Annotated in this window: 21 protein-coding genes; 1 reads left to right on the plus strand and 20 read right to left on the minus strand. The window is 66.4% G+C overall.

What is annotated here, in order from left to right:
• Positions 1 to 12: 12 nt before the first annotated feature.
• The 20 genes from ftsZ to U4960_RS13795 form a co-directional block, all read right to left on the minus strand.
• Positions 13 to 1,722: a cell division protein FtsZ gene (gene ftsZ / locus U4960_RS13700; protein ID WP_324261190.1), complete on the minus strand. Its 1,710-nt coding sequence runs from the start codon at positions 1,720 to 1,722 to the stop codon at positions 13 to 15.
• Between the two features lie 127 nt (positions 1,723 to 1,849).
• Positions 1,850 to 3,151, minus strand: coding sequence for a cell division protein FtsA (gene ftsA, locus U4960_RS13705; RefSeq protein WP_324261191.1), 1,302 nt, complete (start codon positions 3,149 to 3,151; stop codon positions 1,850 to 1,852).
• Complete coding sequence (locus U4960_RS13710; RefSeq protein WP_324261192.1) at positions 3,151 to 4,056, minus strand: cell division protein FtsQ/DivIB; 906 nt, start codon at positions 4,054 to 4,056, stop codon at positions 3,151 to 3,153. The genes ftsA and U4960_RS13710 overlap by 1 nt, the downstream gene beginning before the upstream one ends.
• Positions 4,049 to 5,020 carry a D-alanine--D-alanine ligase gene (locus U4960_RS13715; RefSeq protein WP_324261193.1) on the minus strand — a complete coding sequence of 324 codons (972 nt, stop codon included), beginning with the start codon at positions 5,018 to 5,020 and terminating at the stop codon, positions 4,049 to 4,051. The genes U4960_RS13710 and U4960_RS13715 overlap by 8 nt, the downstream gene beginning before the upstream one ends.
• On the minus strand, positions 5,017 to 5,925 hold the full coding sequence (gene murB / locus U4960_RS13720; protein WP_416379070.1) for a UDP-N-acetylmuramate dehydrogenase: 909 nt from the start codon (positions 5,923 to 5,925) through the stop codon (positions 5,017 to 5,019). Before murB ends, U4960_RS13715 begins: the two co-directional genes overlap by 4 nt.
• The gene (murC, locus tag U4960_RS13725; RefSeq protein WP_324261194.1) at positions 5,922 to 7,343 is read right to left on the minus strand and encodes a UDP-N-acetylmuramate--L-alanine ligase; all 1,422 of its coding nucleotides are present in this window, start codon (positions 7,341 to 7,343) and stop codon (positions 5,922 to 5,924) included. Before murC ends, murB begins: the two co-directional genes overlap by 4 nt.
• Complete coding sequence (gene murG / locus U4960_RS13730; RefSeq protein ID WP_324261195.1) at positions 7,340 to 8,521, minus strand: undecaprenyldiphospho-muramoylpentapeptide beta-N-acetylglucosaminyltransferase; 1,182 nt, start codon at positions 8,519 to 8,521, stop codon at positions 7,340 to 7,342. The genes murC and murG overlap by 4 nt, the downstream gene beginning before the upstream one ends.
• Positions 8,518 to 9,759 (minus strand): FtsW/RodA/SpoVE family cell cycle protein, encoded by a 1,242-nt coding sequence (locus tag U4960_RS13735; RefSeq protein ID WP_324261196.1) that lies wholly within the window; start codon positions 9,757 to 9,759, stop codon positions 8,518 to 8,520. The genes murG and U4960_RS13735 overlap by 4 nt, the downstream gene beginning before the upstream one ends.
• Positions 9,756 to 11,087, minus strand: coding sequence for a UDP-N-acetylmuramoyl-L-alanine--D-glutamate ligase (murD, locus tag U4960_RS13740; protein ID WP_324261197.1), 1,332 nt, complete (start codon positions 11,085 to 11,087; stop codon positions 9,756 to 9,758). The genes U4960_RS13735 and murD overlap by 4 nt, the downstream gene beginning before the upstream one ends.
• Positions 11,084 to 12,154: a phospho-N-acetylmuramoyl-pentapeptide-transferase gene (gene mraY, locus U4960_RS13745; protein ID WP_324261198.1), complete on the minus strand. Its 1,071-nt coding sequence runs from the start codon at positions 12,152 to 12,154 to the stop codon at positions 11,084 to 11,086. Before mraY ends, murD begins: the two co-directional genes overlap by 4 nt.
• Positions 12,155 to 13,612, minus strand: a complete 1,458-nt coding sequence (locus tag U4960_RS13750; protein ID WP_324261199.1) for a UDP-N-acetylmuramoyl-tripeptide--D-alanyl-D-alanine ligase — start codon at positions 13,610 to 13,612, stop codon at positions 12,155 to 12,157.
• Positions 13,609 to 15,096 carry a UDP-N-acetylmuramoyl-L-alanyl-D-glutamate--2,6-diaminopimelate ligase gene (locus tag U4960_RS13755; protein ID WP_324261200.1) on the minus strand — a complete coding sequence of 496 codons (1,488 nt, stop codon included), beginning with the start codon at positions 15,094 to 15,096 and terminating at the stop codon, positions 13,609 to 13,611. The genes U4960_RS13750 and U4960_RS13755 overlap by 4 nt, the downstream gene beginning before the upstream one ends.
• Positions 15,093 to 16,817 carry a peptidoglycan D,D-transpeptidase FtsI family protein gene (locus U4960_RS13760; protein ID WP_324261201.1) on the minus strand — a complete coding sequence of 575 codons (1,725 nt, stop codon included), beginning with the start codon at positions 16,815 to 16,817 and terminating at the stop codon, positions 15,093 to 15,095. The genes U4960_RS13755 and U4960_RS13760 overlap by 4 nt, the downstream gene beginning before the upstream one ends.
• Positions 16,814 to 17,335: a hypothetical protein gene (locus tag U4960_RS13765; RefSeq protein WP_324263113.1), complete on the minus strand. Its 522-nt coding sequence runs from the start codon at positions 17,333 to 17,335 to the stop codon at positions 16,814 to 16,816. Before U4960_RS13765 ends, U4960_RS13760 begins: the two co-directional genes overlap by 4 nt.
• Positions 17,335 to 18,267: a 16S rRNA (cytosine(1402)-N(4))-methyltransferase RsmH gene (gene rsmH / locus U4960_RS13770; protein WP_324261202.1), complete on the minus strand. Its 933-nt coding sequence runs from the start codon at positions 18,265 to 18,267 to the stop codon at positions 17,335 to 17,337. Before rsmH ends, U4960_RS13765 begins: the two co-directional genes overlap by 1 nt.
• Complete coding sequence (locus tag U4960_RS13775; RefSeq protein ID WP_324261203.1) at positions 18,264 to 18,770, minus strand: division/cell wall cluster transcriptional repressor MraZ; 507 nt, start codon at positions 18,768 to 18,770, stop codon at positions 18,264 to 18,266. Before U4960_RS13775 ends, rsmH begins: the two co-directional genes overlap by 4 nt.
• A gap of 189 nt (positions 18,771 to 18,959) precedes the next feature.
• Positions 18,960 to 19,730: a DUF4350 domain-containing protein gene (locus U4960_RS13780; RefSeq protein ID WP_324261204.1), complete on the minus strand. Its 771-nt coding sequence runs from the start codon at positions 19,728 to 19,730 to the stop codon at positions 18,960 to 18,962.
• 94 nt (positions 19,731 to 19,824) lie between these two features.
• The gene (locus U4960_RS13785; protein ID WP_324261205.1) at positions 19,825 to 20,244 is read right to left on the minus strand and encodes a hypothetical protein; all 420 of its coding nucleotides are present in this window, start codon (positions 20,242 to 20,244) and stop codon (positions 19,825 to 19,827) included.
• On the minus strand, positions 20,222 to 21,223 hold the full coding sequence (locus U4960_RS13790) for a cysteine synthase A (RefSeq protein ID WP_324261206.1): 1,002 nt from the start codon (positions 21,221 to 21,223) through the stop codon (positions 20,222 to 20,224). The genes U4960_RS13785 and U4960_RS13790 overlap by 23 nt, the downstream gene beginning before the upstream one ends.
• 42 nt (positions 21,224 to 21,265) lie before the next feature.
• Positions 21,266 to 21,583: a 2Fe-2S iron-sulfur cluster-binding protein gene (locus U4960_RS13795; protein ID WP_324261207.1), complete on the minus strand. Its 318-nt coding sequence runs from the start codon at positions 21,581 to 21,583 to the stop codon at positions 21,266 to 21,268.
• Between the two features lie 130 nt (positions 21,584 to 21,713).
• On the opposite strand from U4960_RS13795, the gene U4960_RS13800 reads away from it, so the two are divergent.
• A complete protein-coding gene (locus tag U4960_RS13800; RefSeq protein ID WP_324261208.1) occupies positions 21,714 to 22,331 on the plus strand; it encodes a DNA-3-methyladenine glycosylase family protein in 618 nt (205 codons plus the stop codon).
• Positions 22,332 to 22,354 lie beyond the last annotated feature (23 nt).

A 22,354-nucleotide genomic window follows, 5' to 3' on the forward strand; every position in this document is an offset into this window, starting at 1 on the left:
TGCCTGACACCCTTACTGGTTGTTCTGCCGCCCCAGGAAACGCGGGATGCTCAGCGACGAGGCGCTGTCGTCCTCATCGTCTTCCTCGTCATCCTTGGACGATGACGAACCGCGCGAGAGGTTGGCCATACGTTCGAACAGCGTGCTGCCACCGCCGCCTGCGGCTTTCCCGTCGCCGTCAGAAACCAGCCCGCGGCGGCGTCCTCCGGCAGGGGCCTGAAGCGGCTGGTCCTGTTCGGCGAGCCGGTCTGCATCGAGCAGGAGTTCGTCCTGCCGGGGAGACGCCTGAGGCGGTTCTGCTTCCGCCCCGTCGTCAACCTGGCCGCCACTGAGGTCGAGCGGCTGCTTGCGGCGGGTTGCCTGATCGTCCGCATCGCCCCAGTCATCATCGCTCTCACTGCCATGAGCCGCATCGTCTTCCCATCCGCCTGCGGCACCGCCGGTCAGGCTGGCAGGCGCGGCGAGGCCGGACAGCCCGTCGTCCGCATCGTCATTGCGCATGCCGCCCAGCGGATCGACGATGCCGTCGACATCCTCATCGCCCTCTTCATCGAACTCCTCGCCATATTCGTCATATCCGGCCAGAGACATGGGCTCGGCTTCAGGGGCAGCGCTGCTCCCGGCAGAGAGGCCGGCGTCTTCGCCCTGATCGAGAAACTCATCTTCATCCGGCAATTCGAGCACCGGGCGCTTGGGCGGGCGATTGCCACCGAGGCGAAGTCCGTGCGAATCGTTGTCGGTATCGCGCATCCCTGCCGCCGACTCGATTCCGGTGGCAACCACCGACACGCGAATCTTGCCCTGCAGGTCGGGGTTGAAGGCAGAGCCCCAGATGATGTTGGCATCCTCGTCGACCAGTTCGCGGATGTGGTTGGCCGCCTCGTCCACTTCGAGCAGCTTCATGTCCTCGCCGCCGATGATCGAGATGATCACGCCCTTGGCACCAGCCATGCTGACTCCGTCAAGCAGCGGGTTGGCGATTGCCCGTTCAGCCGCTTCCAGTGCGCGGTTCGGACCTTCACCTTCGCCGGTGCCCATCATCGCCTTGCCCATTTCCTCCATCACCGACTTCACGTCGGCGAAGTCGAGGTTGATGAGGCCGGGCATGACCATCAGGTCCGTGATCGAGCGCACGCCCTGCTGCAGCACTTCGTCTGCCAGCATGAACGCTTCCTTGAAGGTCGTTTCCGCCTTGGCCACCAGGAACAGGTTCTGGTTGGGAATGACGATCAGGGTATCGACGTGGCGCTGGAGCTCTTCGATCCCGGAGTCCGCTGCGCGCATCCGGCGCGTGCCTTCGAACAGGAACGGCTTGGTCACCACGCCGACCGTCAGCACGCCCATGCGACGGGCGGCCTCGGCGATGACCGGGGCCGCGCCTGTGCCGGTGCCGCCGCCCATCCCGGCCGCAATGAACACCATGTTCACGCCCTGCAGCACGTTCTGGATGGCCTCGACCGTTTCCTCGGCCGCCGCCTTGCCCACTTCGGGGCGTGCCCCTGCACCCAGGCCACCGGTGATTTCCGGCCCGAGCTGGATGCGGGTTTCAGCCGGAGAGGTGTTGAGCGCCTGCGCGTCCGTATTGGCGACGACGAAGTCGACCCCTTCGATCTGGGCGGCGATCATGTTGGCGATGGCGTTGCCTCCAGCTCCGCCGACACCGATCACGGTAATGCGGGGGCGCAGTTCGTCCGAATGCGCGGGGCCGATGCTGATGCTCATGGATGTTCCTTCCACAGGATTGCCTGCGACAGTCGATATTTGGCGTTACTGTGACATATTCCGAATCGGGCGGGCATAGCCATGCCGTTCTTTTCCACAGCGGTCAGTACGGGGTTGCCCCTTCGCATCAGAAGTATTCCCGCATGGCGCGCGTAATCCTGCCCCACAGCCCCTTGTGGGCGAACCGGGTGGCCTCCTGATAGCGCGACCCGACCGAACGGATATCGACCGGGTCTTCGGCGGCGTAGAGGCACAAGCCGGCGAGCGTGGCAAAGCCGGGGGTCGCATGGGCTTCCGGCAGGCCCCGCAGTGCAACCGGCTTGCCGATCCGCACCGGGCGGCCAAGCGCGGTCTGGGCAAATTCCGCCATACCGGCCAGTTCCGCCCCGCCACCGGTCAGCACCACCTGCCCGCCGCGCGCGCCGGAGAAACCCATCGCCTTGAGGGCCTTGCCAATCTCGCCGGTCAACCGGGCGAGTTCCTCGGTCACGACGGAGACGAGCTCGGCGCGGGGGATCTGGCTTGTCTCCGCAGCGCTGCGCCCCTCATCGGCGCCATTGCCAAGCCCACCGCTCATTCCGGTTTCGCCCGGTCCGAGAATGGGGATCATTTCGCGGTGATCGGTGCGACTGGCGATCGCCGATCCTGAAACGCATTTGAGCCGTTCGGCCTGGAACCGGCGAATACCGAAGGCCGAGGCGACAGCATCGGTGATATCGCCCGAACCCATCGCGATCGGCTGGAGGCCCAGCAGCATCCCGCCTGCGTAAACCGAGACATTGGTGACTTCGCCGCCGATCTCGACCAGCGCCGTTCCGAGGTCCCGCTCTTCCGGCGAAAGGCAGGCGAAGCCCCCCGCAATAGGTGCAGCAATCACTGCCTCGACCGACAGGTGCGCGTTTTCGACCGCCTCGATCAGATTGCGGATCGGTGCGCCATCGGCGAGCATGACATGGATATCGACCCCCAGCCGCTCGGCATGGAGGCCCTTGGGGTTGGCGACACCATGCGCGCCGTCGAGCGTATAATGGGCCGGCTGCGCGTGGAGCACCATGCGCCCGTCGGGCTGGATGCTTTCGCGCGCCAGCACCAGCAGCTGCTCGATGTCTTCTTCCTCGATCCGGCGGCCGCCGATGTCGATCTCGACCCGCGCCACCTGGCTGGCGAGACCTGCCCCGGCGCAGCCGACCCAGACGCTGGATACGCGGGTGCCGGAGGCCTTTTCCGCCCGCTCGACTGCATCGCGGATGGCATAGGTTGCCGCCGCCATATCGGTCACATAGCCGCGGCGGATGCCCTGGCTGGCGCGGTGCCCGGTTCCCAGCACGATCATCTCGCCGGTTTCGGAAATGCCCAGGATCATCGCCGAAATGCGGAACGAACCGGCGTTTACGGCGGCGAAGACCTTCGAAATGCGCGGCAGAGCCATCAGTTCGCTTCCTTCGCCTGCAACTGTTCCTCGGCCCGGCCGGGTACGCGCATGATCACCCGGTCAGGCACACGCATGTCAAACCGGGCGACCTTGCCGCCGATCAGGCGGTTCTGACCATCAAGCCGGGCGAATGCGACCAATGCCCCTGCCGCCGGGTCGTCTCCCTGCGGCAGGGCAATGATCTGCCCGGTCTTGAAGGTCAGGTTCCAGCGCCGGTTGCCGATCCATTCGGCCCCGGCCACTTGCGGACGCAGCGCAGGTGCGCTGTCGAGCAGTTGCCCCAGCGCCGGGATCTGCATGGCAGCGCCCGGCCCTTCCACGATCAGCATGCCCTTGGCATTGGCCTTGGAAACGGGTTCCAGTTCCACGCCCTGGTCATCGATCAGGACCAGTCGGTCAGGCTTCTTGAGCACCGCGTGTGGAACGCGCTCGACGATGTCGATCACCAGCGTATCGGGCAGCTGGCGCGATACCCGGGCGTCCTTCACCCATGACAGGCCCAGCAGGTCCTGCCGCACGCCCTGCAGATCGACAAACGGCATCGGCTGGTCCCGCTGGGCCAGCGCACGCTCATAGACCTTGAGTTCATTCATCCGCTCGACGCCGGTGACACGGACGCGCCGGACTTCCAGCCCGGCATTGGCCGCGACCACGCCAAGCTGGTGCCGCGCCAAGGCCGGTACACCCGCCATGCTCGCCACGAACCAGGCCAGGGTTGCGGCCAGCGCCAGGACAATCGCCAGGAAGGCGCGCTCAAGCTGCTCCTGCGTGAACGGCAGCACCGCCAGCACCGATCCGAGGAACGATCCGGTGCGCGCCTGCGCCCGCCGTGCCACCTGTCGCCGCCCGTTGGCTGCGGCAACACGGCGCGCCGCCGGTGCCTTGCGCGTGACCTTAGCCATGCTTGCCCCCGCCCTTCTGATGCACCCGCATTGCTTCGGCCACGATCGCCTCGACCAGATCCTCGTAACTCATCCCGCAATGACGGGCCTGCTCCGGCACCAGGCTGAGCGGGGTCATGCCCGGCTGGGTGTTGGTTTCCAGCACGAACAGACCGTCCTCGCCCTGCTCGTCATCCCAGCGGAAATCGGTGCGGCTGCACCCCTTGCACCCCAGCACCCTGTGCGCGCGAACGGCATAGTCCAGACAGAGCGCCGCGATATTGTCAGGTATCTGCGCCGGGCACACATGCTCGGTCATGCCGTCGGTGTACTTGGCGTCGAAATCGTAGAAGCCGGACTTGGGAACAAGCTCGGTCACGGTCAGTGCCCGCGGACCTTCGGGCCCGTCGATCACCGCCACCGTCATCTCGCGCCCGCGGATGTAAGGCTCGGCCAGCAGGCTTGCGAATTCCTGCCACGGCCCCTTGGCGTCGCGCGCAATGGGGTTGCCGTAGTTGCCGTCGGCGGTGACGATGGCCACTCCGACCGAAGAGCCCTCGTTGACGGGTTTGAGCACATAGGGGCGCGGCAGCGGGTCGCGCTCGAACAGGTCCTCGCTCCGGACGATCCGCCCGCCCGGCATGGGCACGCCGTGCGGCACCAGCGCCTGCTTGGTCAGCTCCTTGTCAATCGCGATTACCGAGGTGGCAAGGCCCGAGTGGGTATAGGGAATGCCCATCAGATCGAACATGCCCTGAACCGTGCCATCTTCCCCCGGAACCCCGTGGAGCGCATTGAACACGACGTCGGGCGCCGCTTCAGCAATCCGCGCGGCAACCTGCCGGTCCATGTCGATCCGGGTAACCCGGTGCCCGCGCGCCTCCAGGGCCTTGGCCACGCCCTCGCCCGACATAAGCGACACGGGCCGTTCATTGGCCCAGCCGCCCATCAGGACGGCAACGTGGTATTTCCGGTCGAGGCTCATGCGCGTCCCACCCGCTGGATTTCCCATTCAAGGCTGACGCCCGACTTATCCTTCACCCGGCGGCGCACTTCCTCGCCCAGCGCTTCGATCTCGGAACTGGTGGCCTCGCCGGTGTTGATCAGGAAGTTGGTGTGCTTCTCGCTCACTTGCGCCCCGCCCATGGTGAGGCCGCGGCACCCGGCCTCATCGACCAGTTGCCACGCCTTCTTGCCGCCAGAAGATTCAGGGGCCGGGTTCTTGAAGGTCGAACCGCCGGTCTTGCTGCGCAGCGGCTGGCTTGCCTCGCGGCTGGCGGCGATACGGTCCATTTCCGCCTGGATGTCATCTGGGTTGCCCGGGCGTCCGCGAAACCGCGCGGCGACCACGATGGCCCCTTCCGGCAGTGCGCTGTGGCGGTAGGTATAGGCCAGCGCCTCGACCGGCAGCGTCACCACTTCGCCCGTTCGCAGCACCACGTCACAATCGACCAGAATGTCCTTCACCTCGCCGCCGTATGCGCCGCCGTTCATCCGCACGAACCCGCCGACCGTACCAGGTATCGACCGCAGAAACTCAAGGCCCGCAATGCTGTGGTCGCGCGCGGTGGACGACACCAGGATCCCGCTCGCCCCGCCGCCGCAGTCGAGCGTCTGTTCGCCGATCCAGCTGACCTGCGCAAACGCCTTGCCCAGCCGCACCACCACGCCCGGCACCCCGCCATCGCGCACAATCAGGTTGGAGCCGAGGCCGAGCGCCATGACCGGCACCGCCGGATCAAGCTCGCGCAGGAAAGCGGTCAGGTCGTCAAGGTCGGCCGGTTCGAACAGCCAGTCGGCCGCGCCGCCGCTCTTGAACCAGACCAGTTTGGCCAGCAGCGCGTTGGCGGTGAGCTTGCCCCGCACCCGTGGAAGCGTATCGGCCATCATCCGGCCTTCCTCGCGGCAATGGCATCGGCGAGGCCCGCGGCCCAGCGCGTGATGTCGCCCGCACCCAGGCAGACCACCAGGTCGCCCGCGCCGACTTCCCCTGCCAGTACATCGGCCAGGGCATCCATGTTCGCAACCGTGGCCGCCGAGCGATGCCCGCGCGCTTTCAGCCCGGCGACCAGTGCCTCGGCATCGACGCCTTCGATCGGCTCCTCGCCCGCAGTGTAAACGGGGGTGACATAGACCGTGTCGGCATCGTTGAAGCAGGTCTGGAACTCGTCCATCAGATCGCGCAGCCGAGTAAAGCGGTGCGGCTGGGCGACAGCGAATACGCGCCCGCCGCCATTGCCGGTCACGCTTTCGCGCGCGGCGGCCAGCACGGCGCGGATTTCGACCGGGTGGTGGGCGTAATCGTCAATCACCGTCGCACCGGCGACCTCGCCCATGCGGGTGAATCGCCGCCGGACACCGCCGAAACTGGCAAAACCGCTGCGGATCACCTCGTCCGGGCAGCCCATCTCGATCGCCACAGCGATTGCCGCGAGCGCATTCTGGACATTGTGACGACCCGGCATGGGGAGCTGGACGCCCTCGATCCGCCGGTCTTCCTGTCCGCGCTGGCGCACCACCACGTCGAACTGGTTGCCGCCGCCAACCGGGCGGACGTTGACCCCGCAGATATCGGCCTGGAGTGAGAAACCGTAGGTCACCACCCGGCGGTCCCGCACCTGGCCGACCAGATTTTGCACCTCTGGGTGATCGATGCACAGAATCGCCGCGCCGTAGAACGGCACGTTGTGGATGAACTCGACAAAGGCGCGCCGCACCCCGTCAAAATCGCCGTAGTGATCGAGATGCTCGGGATCGATATTGGTGACGACCGCAATGGTGCCGTCGAGCCGGAGAAAGCTGCCATCGCTCTCGTCGGCTTCGACCACCATCCAGTCACTATCGCCCAGCCGCGCATTGGAGCCGTACTGTTCGATGATCCCGCCGTTGATCACGGTGGGATCGATCCCGCCAGCGTCGAGCAGGGCGGCGATCATGCTGGTGGTGGTGGTCTTGCCGTGGGTCCCGGCAATCGCAACCGTGCTCTTGAGGTGCATCAGCTCGGCGAGCATTTCCGCGCGACGGACCACGGGGATGCGGTTTTCCAGCGCGGCGGCGACTTCGGGATTGGTGCGCCGCACGGCAGTGGAGGTGACCACCACCGCCACCCCGTCGACGTTTTCAGCCGCGTGGCCGACCATGACACTGATCCCGCGCGCGCGCAGGCGCTGGACGCTCGGCCCCTCGGCCAGGTCAGACCCTTGCACGGTGTAGCCCAGGTTGTGCATCACCTCGGCAATGCCGGACATGCCGATCCCGCCAATGCCGACGAAATGGATCGTACCAATATCAGTGGAGACGCCCTTCATCGTGCATCGTCCCTGGCAAGTGCCTCTTTCGATGAGGACGGGCGCGCCTCGCCGCCCATTCGGATCACGTCCATCAGTACATCGCCGCCGAAACTCTCTAGCAGGTCAGCCAGGTCTTCCACCGCGCGCGGACGGCCGCAATTCCAGGCGGCGTGGGCGGCGGTGGCGAGCGTCTCGGGCCGCTGTGCGAGCACCTGGATCTGCTTGGCCAGTTCCTTGCCGGTGAAATTGGGCTGCCGGATCATCCGCGCACCGCCTGCCTTGGTCAACTCGCGGGTGTTGGCAGCCTGATGGTCGTCGGTAGCAATCGGCAAGGGGACGAGGATGGCCGGGCGACCGACAGCGGTCAGCTCGGCAATGGTCGAGGCACCGGCCCGGCCGATGAACAGGTGCGCATCAGCCAGCCGCGCCGCCATGTTCTCGAAATAGGTGGCCAGCTCGGCCGGAATGTCGTGGCTGCGATAGCGTTCGCGGACCCGCTCGATGTCTTCGGCACGGCACTGCTGCGTGACCTGCAACCGCTGGCGCAGCGCCGGCGGCAGCATGGCAAGCCCGTCGGGCACCACTTCGGACAGTACGGTGGCCCCCTGGCTGCCACCGGTCACCAGCACCTTGAGCAGGCTGTCATCGGTGAAGGCGGGAAACTCCTCTTCCCGCAGACCGAGCACTTCCTTGCGTACCGGGTTGCCGACCAGGTGGACCTTGTCGCGGTGCTTCGCCTTCAGCCGGGCCACATCGGGATAGGCCGTGGCAATTGCGTTGACCCGCCCAGCCAGCAGCCGGTTGACTCGCCCCAGCACCGCGTTCTGTTCGTGAATCAGGCTGGGGATCTGTGCGGAGGTCGATGCCAGCAGCGCAGGCAGCGCCGGATAGCCGCCAAAGCCGATCACCGCGCTGGGGGCAAAGCTTTCAAACAGGCGCAGCGCCATCCGGCGCCCCTCCAGCACCGCACTGAGCCCTTTGGGCCAGTGCAGCGGGTTCTTGCCGAACCGCCCCGCAGGCAACACATGTGCGGGCAGGAAATCGGGCTTGCCGGGGATCTGCGCGCCCCGCTCGTCGGTAATCAGGGCCACGTGGTGCCCGCGCCGCTCCAGCTCCACGGCCAGTGCGAAAGCCGGGATCAGGTGGCCGCCGGTGCCACCGGCCGCCAGCACATAGTGTCGGTTTGCCTTGCTCATGACCCGGGCCCTTCTCGCTTCGGCAGGACTTCTGCAAGCCGTTCCCGGATACCGCCCTTGCCGCGTGACAGGAAGGGATTGCGCCGCGTGATGGCCAGCAGCAGGCCCACGGTAAGGCAAATGGCGATGGTTGATGATCCGCCATACGAAACCAGCGGCAGGGTCATCCCCTTGGAAGGGAACAGTTGCAGGTTCACCAGAATGTTGATGAACGCCTGCCCGCCAATCTGCGTAACCAGCCCGGTTGCGGCCAGCACGATGAACAGGTTGTCCTCGTTGGTCAGTCGCACCAGCACGCGGACCATCAGGGCCAGGTAAAGCAGCACCACGATCATGCAGATCAGCAGCCCGAACTCTTCCCCGATGACCGAGAAGATATAGTCGGTATGAGCTTCCGGCAGCTTGAGCTTGCGGATGCCGAGCCACATGCCGGTGCCGCTCCAGCCGCCGGCCAGCAGCGTCTTTTCCGCCAGATCAACCTGATCGTATTCCGTGCCGCCGCCGAAGAAGGCATCGATCCGGTGGCGGGCGTTGTCATAGAGGAAATAGGCTGCCGTCAGCAGGGCAAACCCTCCGGCAATCAACCCGCCCAGCCGCGGCAAGGACACGCCCGCAAGCATGATCATCACGAACCACACCCCGCCGAACAGGATGGCATCACCAAGGTTCGGCTGGAGCATCAGCAGCAGGCCGACAGCCCCCATCGCACCGCTGACGACGCCGATCACGGGCAGGTCCGGATCACGCAGGCGCCAGGTCAGCACCCAGGCGAGCGCGATAGCAAAGGCGGGTTTGAGAAACTCGCTCGGCTGGAACCGCATCCCGATGCTGATCCAGCGGCGCGCGCCATTGACCTCGACCCCCAGCACCGGAACCAGCGCCAGCAGGATGAACATGGCCCCGGCCAGCAGAATGCCGATCCGCCGCGCGTTGTCGAGCGACAGGGTCGAAGCGCCCAGCATCACCACTACGCCGGCGAGCTGCCATCTGATGTGCGCCCAGTAGAAATAAAGGTCAGGGAGCGTCACGTCTGCGGTCGACAGGCGCCGTGCGCTGGCCACCGAAGCAGTCGCCACTGCCGCCGTGCCGATCAGCATCAGGAGCAGGACAAGGCCCAGCAGCACCCGGTCGATCTCCCGCCACCAGACCCGCAAGTGGTCCATCCGCGACCGTCGGAACCGGTCGTGGCCCGAGACCCGCTCTCCGCTGCGCGGGATATAGGGCTGGGTCGCGCTCATGCCGGGTCTTGCTCCCCGCTCGTCAGCGCCTCGACGATGTTGCGGAAGTGCGCGCCGCGTGTCTCGAAATCGCGGAACTGATCGAAGCTGGCGCAGGCAGGCGAAAGCAGCACGACCTCGCCGGGCCGGGCGGCAGCAACGGCGAGGCGGGTGGCCTCACACTGCAGTTCGGCGCGCTCGACGTGAACGTGCGGCTCAAGCAATTCGGCAAAACGCGGCCCGGCCTCACCGATGGTATAGGCCGCTGCCACGTTGGCGAGATGCTGCGCGCAGGCGCCCAGTCCGTCTTCCTTTGGCAGGCCGCCGACGATCCAGTGAATGCGCGGCGCGCCGCCGTTGATCGCCGGATCAGGCGGATAGGCGGCGAGGGCGGGTGCGGCGCTGTCGGTATTGGTGGCCTTGCTGTCGTTGACGAACAGCACACCGCCGTAGGTGCCCAGCCATTCCATCCGGTGCGGCAGGCTCGCGTAGGTGGAGAGCCCCGCTTCGATTGCGGCATCGGACAGTCCCAGCTCGCGGCAGATTGCCCGCGCCACCCTGGCGTTTTCAAGGTTGTGCGGGCCCTGCAGCGCGGGCCAGCGGCTCTGGTCTTCCGGTTCATGTTCCGGGTCGATCGAGACGACGCGCTGGCTCAGACCTTCGGCCTGTTCGGTCGCAGCCGGTGTCGAGCACGAGACGATCGCAACGTGGCCCTCTGACTGCATCCGGAAAAGGCGCCCCTTTGACGCGGCGTAGCCGGCAAATCCGTCATAACGGTCAAGGTGATCGGGCGTGATGTTGAGCAGCACCGCCACCTCGCAATCAAGGCTCCGGGTCAGGTCGATCTGGTAGCTCGACAGCTCCAGCACATAGACCCCGCCTTCCGGCAAAGGCTCCTGCGCCAGGATCGGCAAGCCGATATTGCCGCCCATCAGCGCCGGAATGCCCGCCTGCTCCAGGATATGCGTGACGAGAGCCGTGGTGGTGCTCTTGCCGTTGGTCCCCGTAATGCCCACCACCTTGTGCGCGGGCAGGCTGGCGCGGGCCTGGGTGAACAGCTCGATATCGCCGATGACCGGCACCCCGAATTGCGCAGCACGGCCCACGATCGGATGGGTGTTGAGCGGCACACCGGGCGAGACGACCACCCCGGCACAGCCGGTCAGGTCCGCCTCCATCGGGTCGGCCAGCGTGGCCCTGCCGTCCAGCCTGGCGCGGGCGACATCCTGCCGGTCCCACGCGATCACATCCGCCCCGCTTGCCAGCAGGCACTCCGCCGCCGCCAGCCCCGACCGGGCGAGGCCGAGAACGGCGTAACGCTTGCCGGAGAAGGCGGGGGAGGTAATCACCGCAGTTTCAGCGTGGCCAGGCCGATCATCGCGAGCACGATGGCAATGATCCAGAACCGGATCACGACCTTGCTCTCGCTCCAGCCGAGCTGCTCGAAATGGTGGTGGATCGGGGCCATGCGGAACACCCGCCTGCCCGTGCGCTTGAACCAGAACACCTGGATGATGACCGATAGCGCCTCGGCCACGAACAGACCGCCCACGATCGCCAGCACGATCTCGTGATGGCTGGCCACGGCAATCGCGCCCAGTGCCCCGCCCAGCGCGAGACTGCCGGTATCGCCCATGAACACGGCCGCAGGCGGCGCATTGAACCACAGGAAGGCGAGGCCCGCCCCCATGATCGCGGCGCAGAAGATTGCCAGCTCCCCCGCACCGCGCACATAGGGAATGCCGAGGTAGTCCGAATAGTCGACCCGGCCGACAAGGTAGGCGATGATGGCAAAGGTGCCGGCAGCAATGATCACCGGCATGATCGCCAGGCCATCCAGCCCGTCGGTCAGGTTGACCGCATTACCCGCCCCCACGATCACGACCGCGGCGAAGACATAATAGAACCACCCCAGCTCGATGCCGAAATCGTTGAGGAAGGGCACATAGAGGAAGGTGTTGATCTCGCTGACGATGATCCACGAGGCGATCCCGGCGACGATGAATTCGAGCAGCAGCCGGACTTTGCCCGAGACCCCCTTGTGGCTGGCCTTGGAGACCTTGTCGTAATCATCCATGAACCCGATGATTCCGAAACCGACGGTCACGGCAAGGCAGGCCCAGACGAACGGATTGCGCAGATCCATCCACAGCGCCATTGCCAGAGTGAGCGAGACGAGGATCATCAGCCCGCCCATGGTCGGCGTGCCGCGCTTGGCAAAATGGGTTTGCGGCCCGTCCTCGCGAATCGGCTGGCCCTTGCCCTGGCGGACGCGAAGCATGTCGATGAAGCGCGGCCCGATGACCAGCCCGATCAGCAGCGCCGTCATCAGCGTCGCGCCCGCGCGGAAGGTCTGGTAGCGGACGAGGTTGAGCGCGCCCTCGAAGTTCAGCCATTCGGCAATCAGATAAAGCATTCAGCCGTCCCGGCTCGTAAAGTGGTTCACCAGCCTGCCAAGCCCGACCGAATTCGACCCCTTGACGAGAACCGCGTCACCGCCGGTGAGCCCGAACTCTTCCAGCGCCGCAATCGCCTCGGCAGGGTTATCGCAATGGGCGAAGGTGAGCCCGGCGGCAAGCGCCCCGCCCTCCCCTTTCCCCAGTGCCCGTGCCAGCGCGCGCATCTCCTCGCCAACCAGCACCGCATGGGTCACTCCCGCTTCCGCCAGTGGTTCGGCCAGTTGGGCGTGGAAACCATCGGCAAAATCGCCCAGTTCCTTCATGCTGCCCAGCACGGCTATGCGCCGTGTAGCGGGGGTCTGGCCGAGCTGGCGCAAGGTTGCCCGCATCGAGGCCGGGTTGGCGTTATAGCTTTCGTCGATCAGGAGCGCCTTGCCGCCGGGCACGCGCAACTGGTGGCGCGCACCGCGCCCCTTGAGCCCTCCCATTTCTGCCAGTGCCAGCCCCGCCGCACCAAGGTCACCCCCGGCAGCACGCACCGCGGCCATCACGCCGAGTGCATTGCCGACCCAGTGCTCGCCCGGCTCGGCAACGGAGAAGCACAGGCGGGTGTCGCCAAGGTCTGCGGTGACGAGCGAACCGCCATTGGCGGCAACGATGGAGTCGAGCAGGCGAACATCCGCATCGGCCGAGCGGCCAAAAGTCACGATCTTGTGGCCGAGGCGTTCGCCAGCCGCGCGCAGTTGCTGGCACCAGGGGCTGTCAGCCGGGATGACTGCCGTACCGCCGGGCATCAGGCTTTCGAAAATCTCCGCCTTGGCGTCAGCGATGGCCTCCATGCTGCCCAGGTTCTCGATATGGGCCGGAGCGATGGTGGTGATGAGCGCCACATGGGGGCGGACATGAGCGGTCAGTGCGCGGATTTCGCCCGCATGGTTCATGCCCATTTCGAACACGCCGAACTTGCTGCGGGCCGGCATCCGGGCGAGGCTGAGCGGAACCCCGACGTGGTTGTTGTAGCTGCGGACCGAGCGATGCGCGGCGCCGCGGCTGCCCCGGTCCAGCGCGGCGAAGATCGCTTCCTTGACTCCCGTCTTGCCAACCGAACCGGTTACCCCGATGCGGATGGCCTGGGCACGGTCGCGGGCGGCATGGGCCAGCGCGTGAAGCGCCAGGGTCGTGTCAGGGACCAGAACATGAGGGAAATCGACCGGGCGGTCGACCAGCAGCGCCCTGGCTCCCAGTGCGATGGCCTTGTCGATGAAGCGGTGGCCATCGGTCGTTTCGCCCTTGAGCGCCACGAACAGGTCGCCGCCGCGCACATCACGCGAATCCATTTCGACGCCGGAGACCTGAAAGTCAGCCGAGGCCCGGCCGCCGGTCGCCGCGGCGATCTCGGCCGAAGTCCACAAGGCGGTGCCCGTCCGGTCGCGCGGCAGCACCGGCCATTGGCGCAGGGCGGGATGCAGGCTCATGCGCCGGTGCTCACACCGGTGCTCCCGCCCGCACATTCGCGCGCCACCTCGACATCGTCGAACGGCAAGATCCGCATGTTTTCTTCTGCTCCGATAATCTGGCCGGTTTCGTGGCCCTTGCCGGCGATCAGCACGATGTCGTCCCTGCCGGCATCGGCAATGGCAGCGGCGATCGCGCTGCGGCGGTCTGCAACTTCGCGCGCATTGACGCCAGCACCGGCCAGCACGGCACTGCGGATAAGCGCCGGGTCTTCGCCGCGAGGGTTGTCGTCGGTGACAATGACGAGGTCCGAACCGCGGGCGGCAGCCTCACCCATGGGCCCGCGCTTGCCCTGGTCACGATCACCGCCCGCGCCAAACACGGTGATCAGCCGCCCGGACACATGCGGGCGCAGGGCCGCAATCGCGGCCTCCAGCGCATCGGGCGTGTGGGCGTAGTCAACATAGACAGGCGCCCCGTTCGTGCTGATCGCGGCCCGTTCAAGCCGGCCCCGCACGGGCTGGAGGCGCGCGACGCCGTCAAACGTCATAGAGGCAGAGCCGCCAGTGGCCAGCACCAGCCCTGCCGCCACCAGGGCATTGGCCACCTGATAGGCACCGATCAGCGGCAGGCGCAGTTTGCGTTCCTGCCCGTCGTGCAGAACGGCAATATCCTGCCCCAGCTGGGTTGGGGTACGGGCGAGCAGGCGGATGAAGTCCCCCCGCTCGCCCACCGTGAGCACCCGCAGACGACGAGCCTGCGCGTGCCCGATGGCCCGGCCGGCCCACTCGCTATCGTCGGCCCAGACCACCACGCTTGCCCCGTCCGACACCACCTCGTCGAACAGGCGCATCTTGGCCGCGAAATAGTCTTCCATCGTCGCGTGGTAATCGAGATGGTCGCGGCTGAGGTTGGTGAAGGCTGCGGCAGCAACCGGCAGCCCTTCGTTGCGATACTGGGACAGTCCGTGGCTCGAAGCTTCGTAGGCGACGTGAGTCACCCCTTCGCGGGCGAGACCGGCCATGTTGCCGAGAAAGGTGACAATGTCCGGCGTGGTCAGGCCGGTGGATACGCTCTCGTCAGGCGTGGTGACGCCGAGCGTGCCGATGCTGGCCGCCCGCTCGCCCGCCATGCGCCAGAGCTGGCGGGTCATCTCGACGGTCGAGGTCTTGCCGTTGGTGCCCGTCACTGCAACGATGGTTGGCGGCACGGGGCGGAAAAAGCCGGCCGCGATGCGGGCAAAGGCCTTCCGTGGCTCGGAATCGGTGATGTGGAGCGCGCCGGAAACCTCTGCTTCCGGCCGGGCGACGACGGCAATCGCGCCTGCCTCTACTGCAGCCGCGATGTAATCCTCGCCATTGAAGCGTGCACCTGCGAACGCCCCGAACACGGTGCCCGGGGCAACCTTGCGGTGGTCGATGGCAAAGCCGGTCACCTCCCCGTCAAGGGCGCCGTCAACGCTTTCGGGCCGGCCGGCTTGTGCCAGGAGGCGGGCCAGCTTCATTCGCCCACTCCGGGGAGCAGGGGGCGCAAGTCGCTGATATCGACGTCGCGGGTATCGTCCGGCATGACGCCCAGCATCGGCCCGATCCGGGGCACCAGCTTGCCTACGATTGGCGCGGCGTTCCACGCAGCCGTGCGCTGGAACGAGCTGGCGGTGGTACCCTGTGGTTCGTCGAGCATGGTCACGATCACGAACCGGGGCTTGTCCATCGGGAACGCAGCAGCAAAGGTCGAGACCAGCAGCCGCTTGGAATAGCGCCCGCCGACAGCCTTTTCCGCGCTGCCGGTCTTTCCGCCCACCCGGTAACCGGGCGCATCGGCGCTGCGACCGGTCCCGTCGGTCGAAATCAGGCGCAGCAACTGGCGCATCCGGTAGCTGGTCGATGCCTTGAACACGCGGCGGCCCTTGGGCACCTCATGCGGCTCCAGCCTGTGCAGCGTCGAGGGGCGCCAGATACCGCCGTTGACCAGCGCGGCATAGGCGCTGGCGAGGTGCAGCGGTGTGACCGATATCCCGTGGCCATAGCTGACGGTGATGTTGCGCAGGCGCGGCCACTTGTCTCCGGGCCAGATTGGCGCACCGCGCGCAGGCACTTCGATATAGGGCCGCTCGTGCATGCCCAGATCCATCAGCGTCCGCCGCATCCGCTCCGCACCGAGTTCATCGGCAATCTGGCCGGTGACGATGTTGGACGAATGCATCAGCGACTGAGCGACGTTCAGCGAAGCGCCCAGCGGATGGCTGTCCCGGATCCTGAACCCGCCAATCTCGAGGGGACGGCTGGCCTGATAGCGGCGGCCGAAATCACGGACTGTGCCAGCGTCGATGGCCGCAGCAACCGTGATCGGCTTGAAGGTCGAGCCCAGCTCGTAGACTTCGCTCGAGACCCGGCTGAACATCTGCTGGGCACCGTCGCTGTCGATCCGGTTCGGGTCGAAATCGGGCAGCGAGGCGAGCGCGAGAATCTCTCCGGTATCGACGTCGAGCACGATCCCACCAGCACCGGCCGCATTGGTCGCCAGCATCCCGCGCCGCAGTTCATCTTCCAGCGCACCCTGCACCCGCATGTCGATCGACAGGGGGACAGGCTGGGCGCGCGAGGCCGGGTCGGTCAGATGCTCGTTGAGCACCTGCTCCATCCCCACATGCCCGCGCCCTTCGGAGTCGACATAGCCGAGCACGTGGGCGGCAAGCGAACCCTGGGGATAGTGCCGCTCGGTTTCGCGGGGCAGCTCCAGCGCCAGTTCGCCCAGATCCTGCACCCGGTTGGCCTCTTCCGGCAGGACGCGGCGGCGCAGGTAGCTGGGGCGGCCCGAGGCAAGCCGGCGGGCGACGTCTGCTTCATCAAGGTCCGGAAAGACCAGCTTGAGTTCGGCCGCAACCTGTTGCGGGGTCCGGACCAGCGGGTTGTCCGGCTCGCCCAGTGCCCTGGGATTGAACCACAGGGCATAAGCCGGGAAGGCCCGCGCCAGCGGCACGCCATTGCGATCGGTGATTTCGCCGCGGGGCGGAAGCAGCGCCTCTTCCAGCGAGGTAATGCGCGTCGCCCGGTCGCTGAGGCCGAAATAGCCGATCCGGACCACCGCGATCAGCGCCACCCCGGCAAAGATCGCGGCAACCAGCAGGACACGCAATTGCGCCGTCAGCAACAGGTGCTGGCGAACAGTCGCGGCCTTGCTCCGTTTGGCGGGGATCGGAGTGCTGAGCGCCAGTGCCGTCATTGCGCCACCTGCAGACCGCGGTTGCCGATCGGATCGGGCCGGGCGAGACGCTCGGCCAGGGGCCTGGCTGCTGCTCCCGATTCCTGCGAAGGGGCAGGCTCTGGCGGCTCATCTGCCCCAATCGGCTTACCGGTGAGCGGCGAAACCATCGCCAACAGGCCTTCGGGAGCATCCTCTGCGGCCTGGGCGAAGCGGACAGGATCGGGCGCACCGTCGCCGCGCGCCATACCCAGGGCAGCCAGCTGGCGCTCGCTTTCCAGATATTGCCCGGCAGACGGCGCGACATAACCGTATTCCACCCGGTTCCAGTCAGCCAGCTGCTGCTGGTTGGAGCGCGCCTGAAATTCGATCTCGAGGATACGCTTCTCGGTTTCGAGGGCAATGATCTGGCGCTCTGCCAGGCGAACCTGGCTCTTGATCGTGTTGACCTTAAAGGTCAGCCCGGTCAGCAGGACCGCGCAGGCGAGCAGGATGACGATCCATCCGATCTGGCGGCGGCGGCTCTCGGAAACCCACATCACGCTGCCTCCCGCGCGGGGGCGGCTGTGCGCCGCGCAAAACGCAAGGTGGAGGACCGTGCGCGGGGATTGCGCGCCAGCTCTGCCTCGGAGGGCCGGATCGCCTTAGATACGGCAGTAAAGACCGGCTCCGGCCCGGCGGTTTCGGGCAAATAGCGCGAGGTAGCGGTCCGTTGCGAACCTTCGCGCAGGAACTGCTTCACGATCCGGTCTTCCAGGCTGTGAAAGCTGACCACAGCCAGCACGCCGCCTTCGGTCAGCAACGCCTCGGCCGCAGCGAGCCCGGCTTCGAGCTCGCCCAGTTCATCGTTCACATGGATGCGCACCGCCTGGAAGGTCCGGGTTGCCGGGTCCTTCTTGTCGTGCGGCTTGTAGCCCAGCGCGCGGCGCACGACCCGGGCGAGATCGCCGGTGGTCGACAGCGGGCGCGCGGCGACAATAGCGCGGGCGACGCGGCGCGACTGGCGCTCCTCACCATAGCGGTACAGCACGTTGGCAATGGCTTCTTCGTCAGCAGTGTTGAGGAAGTCAGCCGCGCTTTCGCCATCCTGGCTCATCCGCATGTCCAGCGGCCCGTCGTGCATGAAGGCAAAGCCGCGCTCGCCCTGGTCAAGCTGCATCGATGAGACGCCGATATCCATCACCACCGCATCGACCTGGGGGACCCCAAGCGCCGCCAGCTCGGCCCGCATGGCCGAAAAGCGCGCCGGGTGGAGGGCAAGCCGGCCTTGATAGTGATCGACCATCGCCTGTCCTGCAGCAATCGCGTCAGGATCGCGGTCGAAGGCATGGACGTTCGCACCTGCCTCAAGCAGCGCACGGGTATAACCGCCCGCGCCGAATGTGGCGTCGACAATGGTCATGCCCGGGACTGGCCGAAGCGCCTCAAGCACCTCGTCGAGCAGGACGGGTATGTGGGGAGCCGCCGTCACTTCGCCGCACCCTTGGCCGCAGCCTTGGCCCGGGCTTCCCGCTCCAGCCGGCGGCACCGCGCACGCATGAAGGCGGGGCCGCTCTCGTAAAGCGTTTCCGGATGGAACAGCACGATATGGTCGCCCACCGAATGCCAGTAGATGGCATCGTCAAACCCGTAGGTCTCGACCAGATCAGGCGGCATGATGAAGCGGCCGCTGTCATCGAAGGCCACCCGGTCGAAAGCATTGAGCTGGGCCTTCCAGGTCAGCCGATCGAACGGCTTGCCCGATTCTGCCGCATCCTGCCTTGCCTGCTCGATGATGGCATCGAAATCGGCGCGGCGGGACAAGCCGAAAGCGGAAGCACAGTCCCATTCCGGGTGGACATCGAGACAGATGGTCTTGGTGCCGCTGGAGGCCTTGAGATCGGCGCGGAAGTCCACCGGAATCGCGAACCGGCCTTTCTCGTCCTTCAACGAGAAGCCGTAGCCGCTGAAACCGAGAAATTCGCCACCTGACACTTCTTACCCCGTCCCCTCGCCCCAGGGCGCCGCGCTGAAGACATGCCTTCCCCGCTGCCGCCCGCGCGCAAACGCGGGTGACGCGAACCGCTGGACGGAACGCAACAGCAAACGACCTGCCTGATGGAGGACGGTATTAACCCTGCTCGAGCGGGGATGGAAGGGGTAAAATGGGGATGAATGGGGATATCACGGAATTTTGTTGTTAATCATACTCCTTTGCCCCTCCGCTTGCGCACCAGCCGCAGCTTCGCCGGCCTTTTGCGCCCCAGAACCCGCGTTCGCCCGCCTTGTCCCCGGCTGCGGCGCGGCAAGCGAGTCGACGAGCCGGGTGAGCGCAGCGGCTCGCTGGCCCGAAGCGTCCCCCTCGGCGTTCTCAAGCAGGGCTGCATCGGCCACGACCGTGACCGAGCCGAGCCCGACGGCACACCGGGCGACCAGCCCCTCCGCGGCGAACCGGCACTCCCCTTCTCCCGCCGCGCTGCTGCGCTCAGCGCGCAGCCGCCCTGCAAGATGGACCGGTATCGGCCCTGCCACAGGGTCTTCGACAAGCCGTTCTCCGGCGGGCTGATCCTCGTCGAATTCCAGCGCAATGCCCCATCGGGCCAGGATCGGCGACAGGAGCGCCACGTCCTGCGGCCGGCGGCGGTCTCCGATCGAAAAGCGGCTTTCCGCGGTCAGCATGGGATCAGCGAAGACCAGCGCCTGCCCGCCTGCCCTCACCCAGTCGTCCAGCGCCACATTTTCTTCAGCAGACAGCGGACGCGGCTGAGCGAGGATCACCGCCTGGACCCGCGCCACCCCGGCGGGGCCCGCCAGCGAATCAAGCGGAACCAGCCGGTGCCGCTGCTCGATCTGCTGGCGCGGCCACGGGATCTCCTGCTCCGGTTGCAGCATGTCGGCGAGATTCTCGCTTTCGGCCCAGTAAACCGGCAGGCTGGAAAGGAGCCCGATGTCCATGGCTGACACGGCTGGCGGTGGAGGCGGTGACACCGGTGCACTGTCGTCGCAACCACTAAGCAGGAACAGGCAGGCAGCCGCAATAACGGCCGGGCTACTGGTCTGGCGCGTCATTGCCCCGTTCCGGCACGATGGCCGGTTCCTGTGCCCGTTCGGAATCCCGCTGGGCCGGAAGATCGGGCACCACGCCTGCTTCTGCCAGCGGGTCGTTCTTCTTGGCGCCCGGCTGATCGGCCGCGACAGTGGCGGCGGCATCGGGCACAGACCCGGCCTCGGTCAGGTCGGCCCGTTGCATGATGACGCTGGCCAGACCGATCAGCAGCACCATGGAACCCAGTCCCGCCAGCCCGATCTGCAGGCGCTGGAGGGCTTCCGCGCGGCTGCGATCAGGCCGCGCCGCAAGATCGGCGACAAGCACCGCGTCATCGACGTTCATAAGGTTGCCCTGGCTTGCCATCACGCCGGTCTGGGTAACCGAATGGCAGCGCCAGTCAATCGGCCTTGAGCCAGTCAAACACGGGCAGCCCCTTGGAGGCCAGCCAGCCGGGATTGTAGAGAGTTGAAAGATAACGGAAGCCCGTGTCGCACAGGATCGTGGCGACCCGCGCACCCTTGCCGAGTTCGCGGCCGAGCGCGACCGCCCCGGCCACGTTGATCCCCGAACTGAGGCCGAGACACAGCCCTTCCTCGCGCAGCAGGCGGGCAACCCACATCAGCCCTTCCTCGTCGGAAATGCGGTACTGGGTGTCGATCGGTGCGCCTTCGAGGTTGGCGGTAATCCGCCCCTGCCCGATCCCTTCCGCGACCGAGTTCCCTTCGGCCTTGAGCTCGCCGGTGGCATAATAGCTGTAGAGCGCCGCGCCATGAGGGTCGGTCAGGGCAATGGTGACCTTCTCGTCCCGTTCCTTGAGCCCCAGCCCGACCCCGGCGATGGTTCCGCCGGTTCCTGCAGCGCAGGTAAACCCGTCAATCCGTCCTTCGAGCTGGTCCCACAGCTCGGCAGCCGTGCCTTCGATATGCGCCCGGCGGTTGGCAATATTGTCGAACTGGTTGGCCCAGACTGCGCCGGGGGTTTCTTCCGCCAGGCGGCGCGAGGTGTGGACGAAGTGCCCGGGGTTCGCGAACTTGGTGGGCGGCACGGTGACCAGCTCGGCCCCCAGCGCGCGCAGGGTGGCCATCTTTTCCTGGCTCTGGTTGTCCGGCATGACGATGATCGTCTTGTAGCCGCGGGCGTTGGCCACCAGTGCCAGGCCGATGCCGGTGTTGCCCGCCGTGCCTTCGACAATCGTTCCGCCAGGTTGCAATTCGCCCTTGGCCTCGGCGTCACGGATGATACCGAGCGCGGCCCGGTCCTTCACGCTGGCGCCGGGATTGGCAAATTCGCACTTGCCCCAGATTTCACAGCCGGCCGCCTCGCTCGGCCCCTTCAGCAGGACGAGGGGCGTGTTGCCGATGAGATCGAGCGTGTCGGTCGCGATATGGCCTGAGATCATGCCTTGCGAACTAGGCGTTCAGGCCGGTTGCCGCAACGAAGATCAATCTTCAGGGGCGATAGTGACCCTGAGGCCATCGAGGTCAGCCGTGAATGCCAACTGGCATGACAGGCGCGAGGTCTCGTCGCGATGGTCGCTGCTGTCGAGCAGGTCGTTTTCATCCTCGCTCATTGCCGGAAGCTGGCCGACGAAGGCGGGATCGACATGGACATGGCAGGTCGCGCAGGAACAACAGCCGCCGCACAGGGCCAGCAGTTCGTCGAACCCGTTGTCCCGGATCGCTTCCATCACGGTAAGGCCATCGGCAACGTCGATGGTCGATTCTTCCCCGGCACGGTTGACGACGGTCAGCTTGGGCATGATGGGCGTTCCCCTTGGATGGTCCGGCCGCAACGGGCCGCTTGGCGGCAGGCTGCTAGGGAAACCAGGCCCGTTTTGCAAGCGGCGAGCATGGGACAGGCAAAATGGAGAGGGCCAAAGGGAGAAGGCAATGGGATTGAGTGCACAGGCCTTGCGGGACGGTATCGATACCGTCGCTGCGATCGAGCCGGCCCTGGCTCGGGCGCTGGCAGCGGTCGGCTATCCCGAACCGCGCATCCGGCCGACCGGATACCAGACCCTGCTGCGCACGATCGTCGGCCAGCAGGTCAGCGTGGCAGCGGCCGCCTCGGTCTGGCGCAAGCTGGAGGCGGAACTGGGCGAGGAAATGGCCCCCGGGGATTTGCTCGCGCGCGATTTCGATGCCCTGCGGGCCTGCGGCCTCTCCCGCCAGAAGCAGGGCTATGTCCGCTCGCTGTGCGAACTGGTGGTTTCCGGCGCGCTCGACTTCGACACGCTGCCTGCCGATGATGAACTCGCCATTGCCGAATTGACCCGGATCAAGGGCATCGGGCGCTGGTCGGCAGAGATATACCTGCTGTTCGCCGAGGGGCGCGCCGACATCTGGCCGGCGGGTGACCTGGCAGTGCAGGCGGGCCTGGGCCGGATACTGGGTTTGCCTGCACGCCCTTCGGAAAAGGAAACCCGTGCCCTGGCAAGCGGTTGGCGGCCGCACCGGGGGGCCGTGGCGATTTTCACCTGGCACGCCTACAACAATCCGGCGCTTTAGACCTGCGCATTGGACCGTTGGTC

Origin of the sequence: Altererythrobacter sp. H2 (genome assembly GCF_035319885.1) — a bacterium.
Lineage (GTDB): Bacteria > Pseudomonadota > Alphaproteobacteria > Sphingomonadales > Sphingomonadaceae > 34-65-8.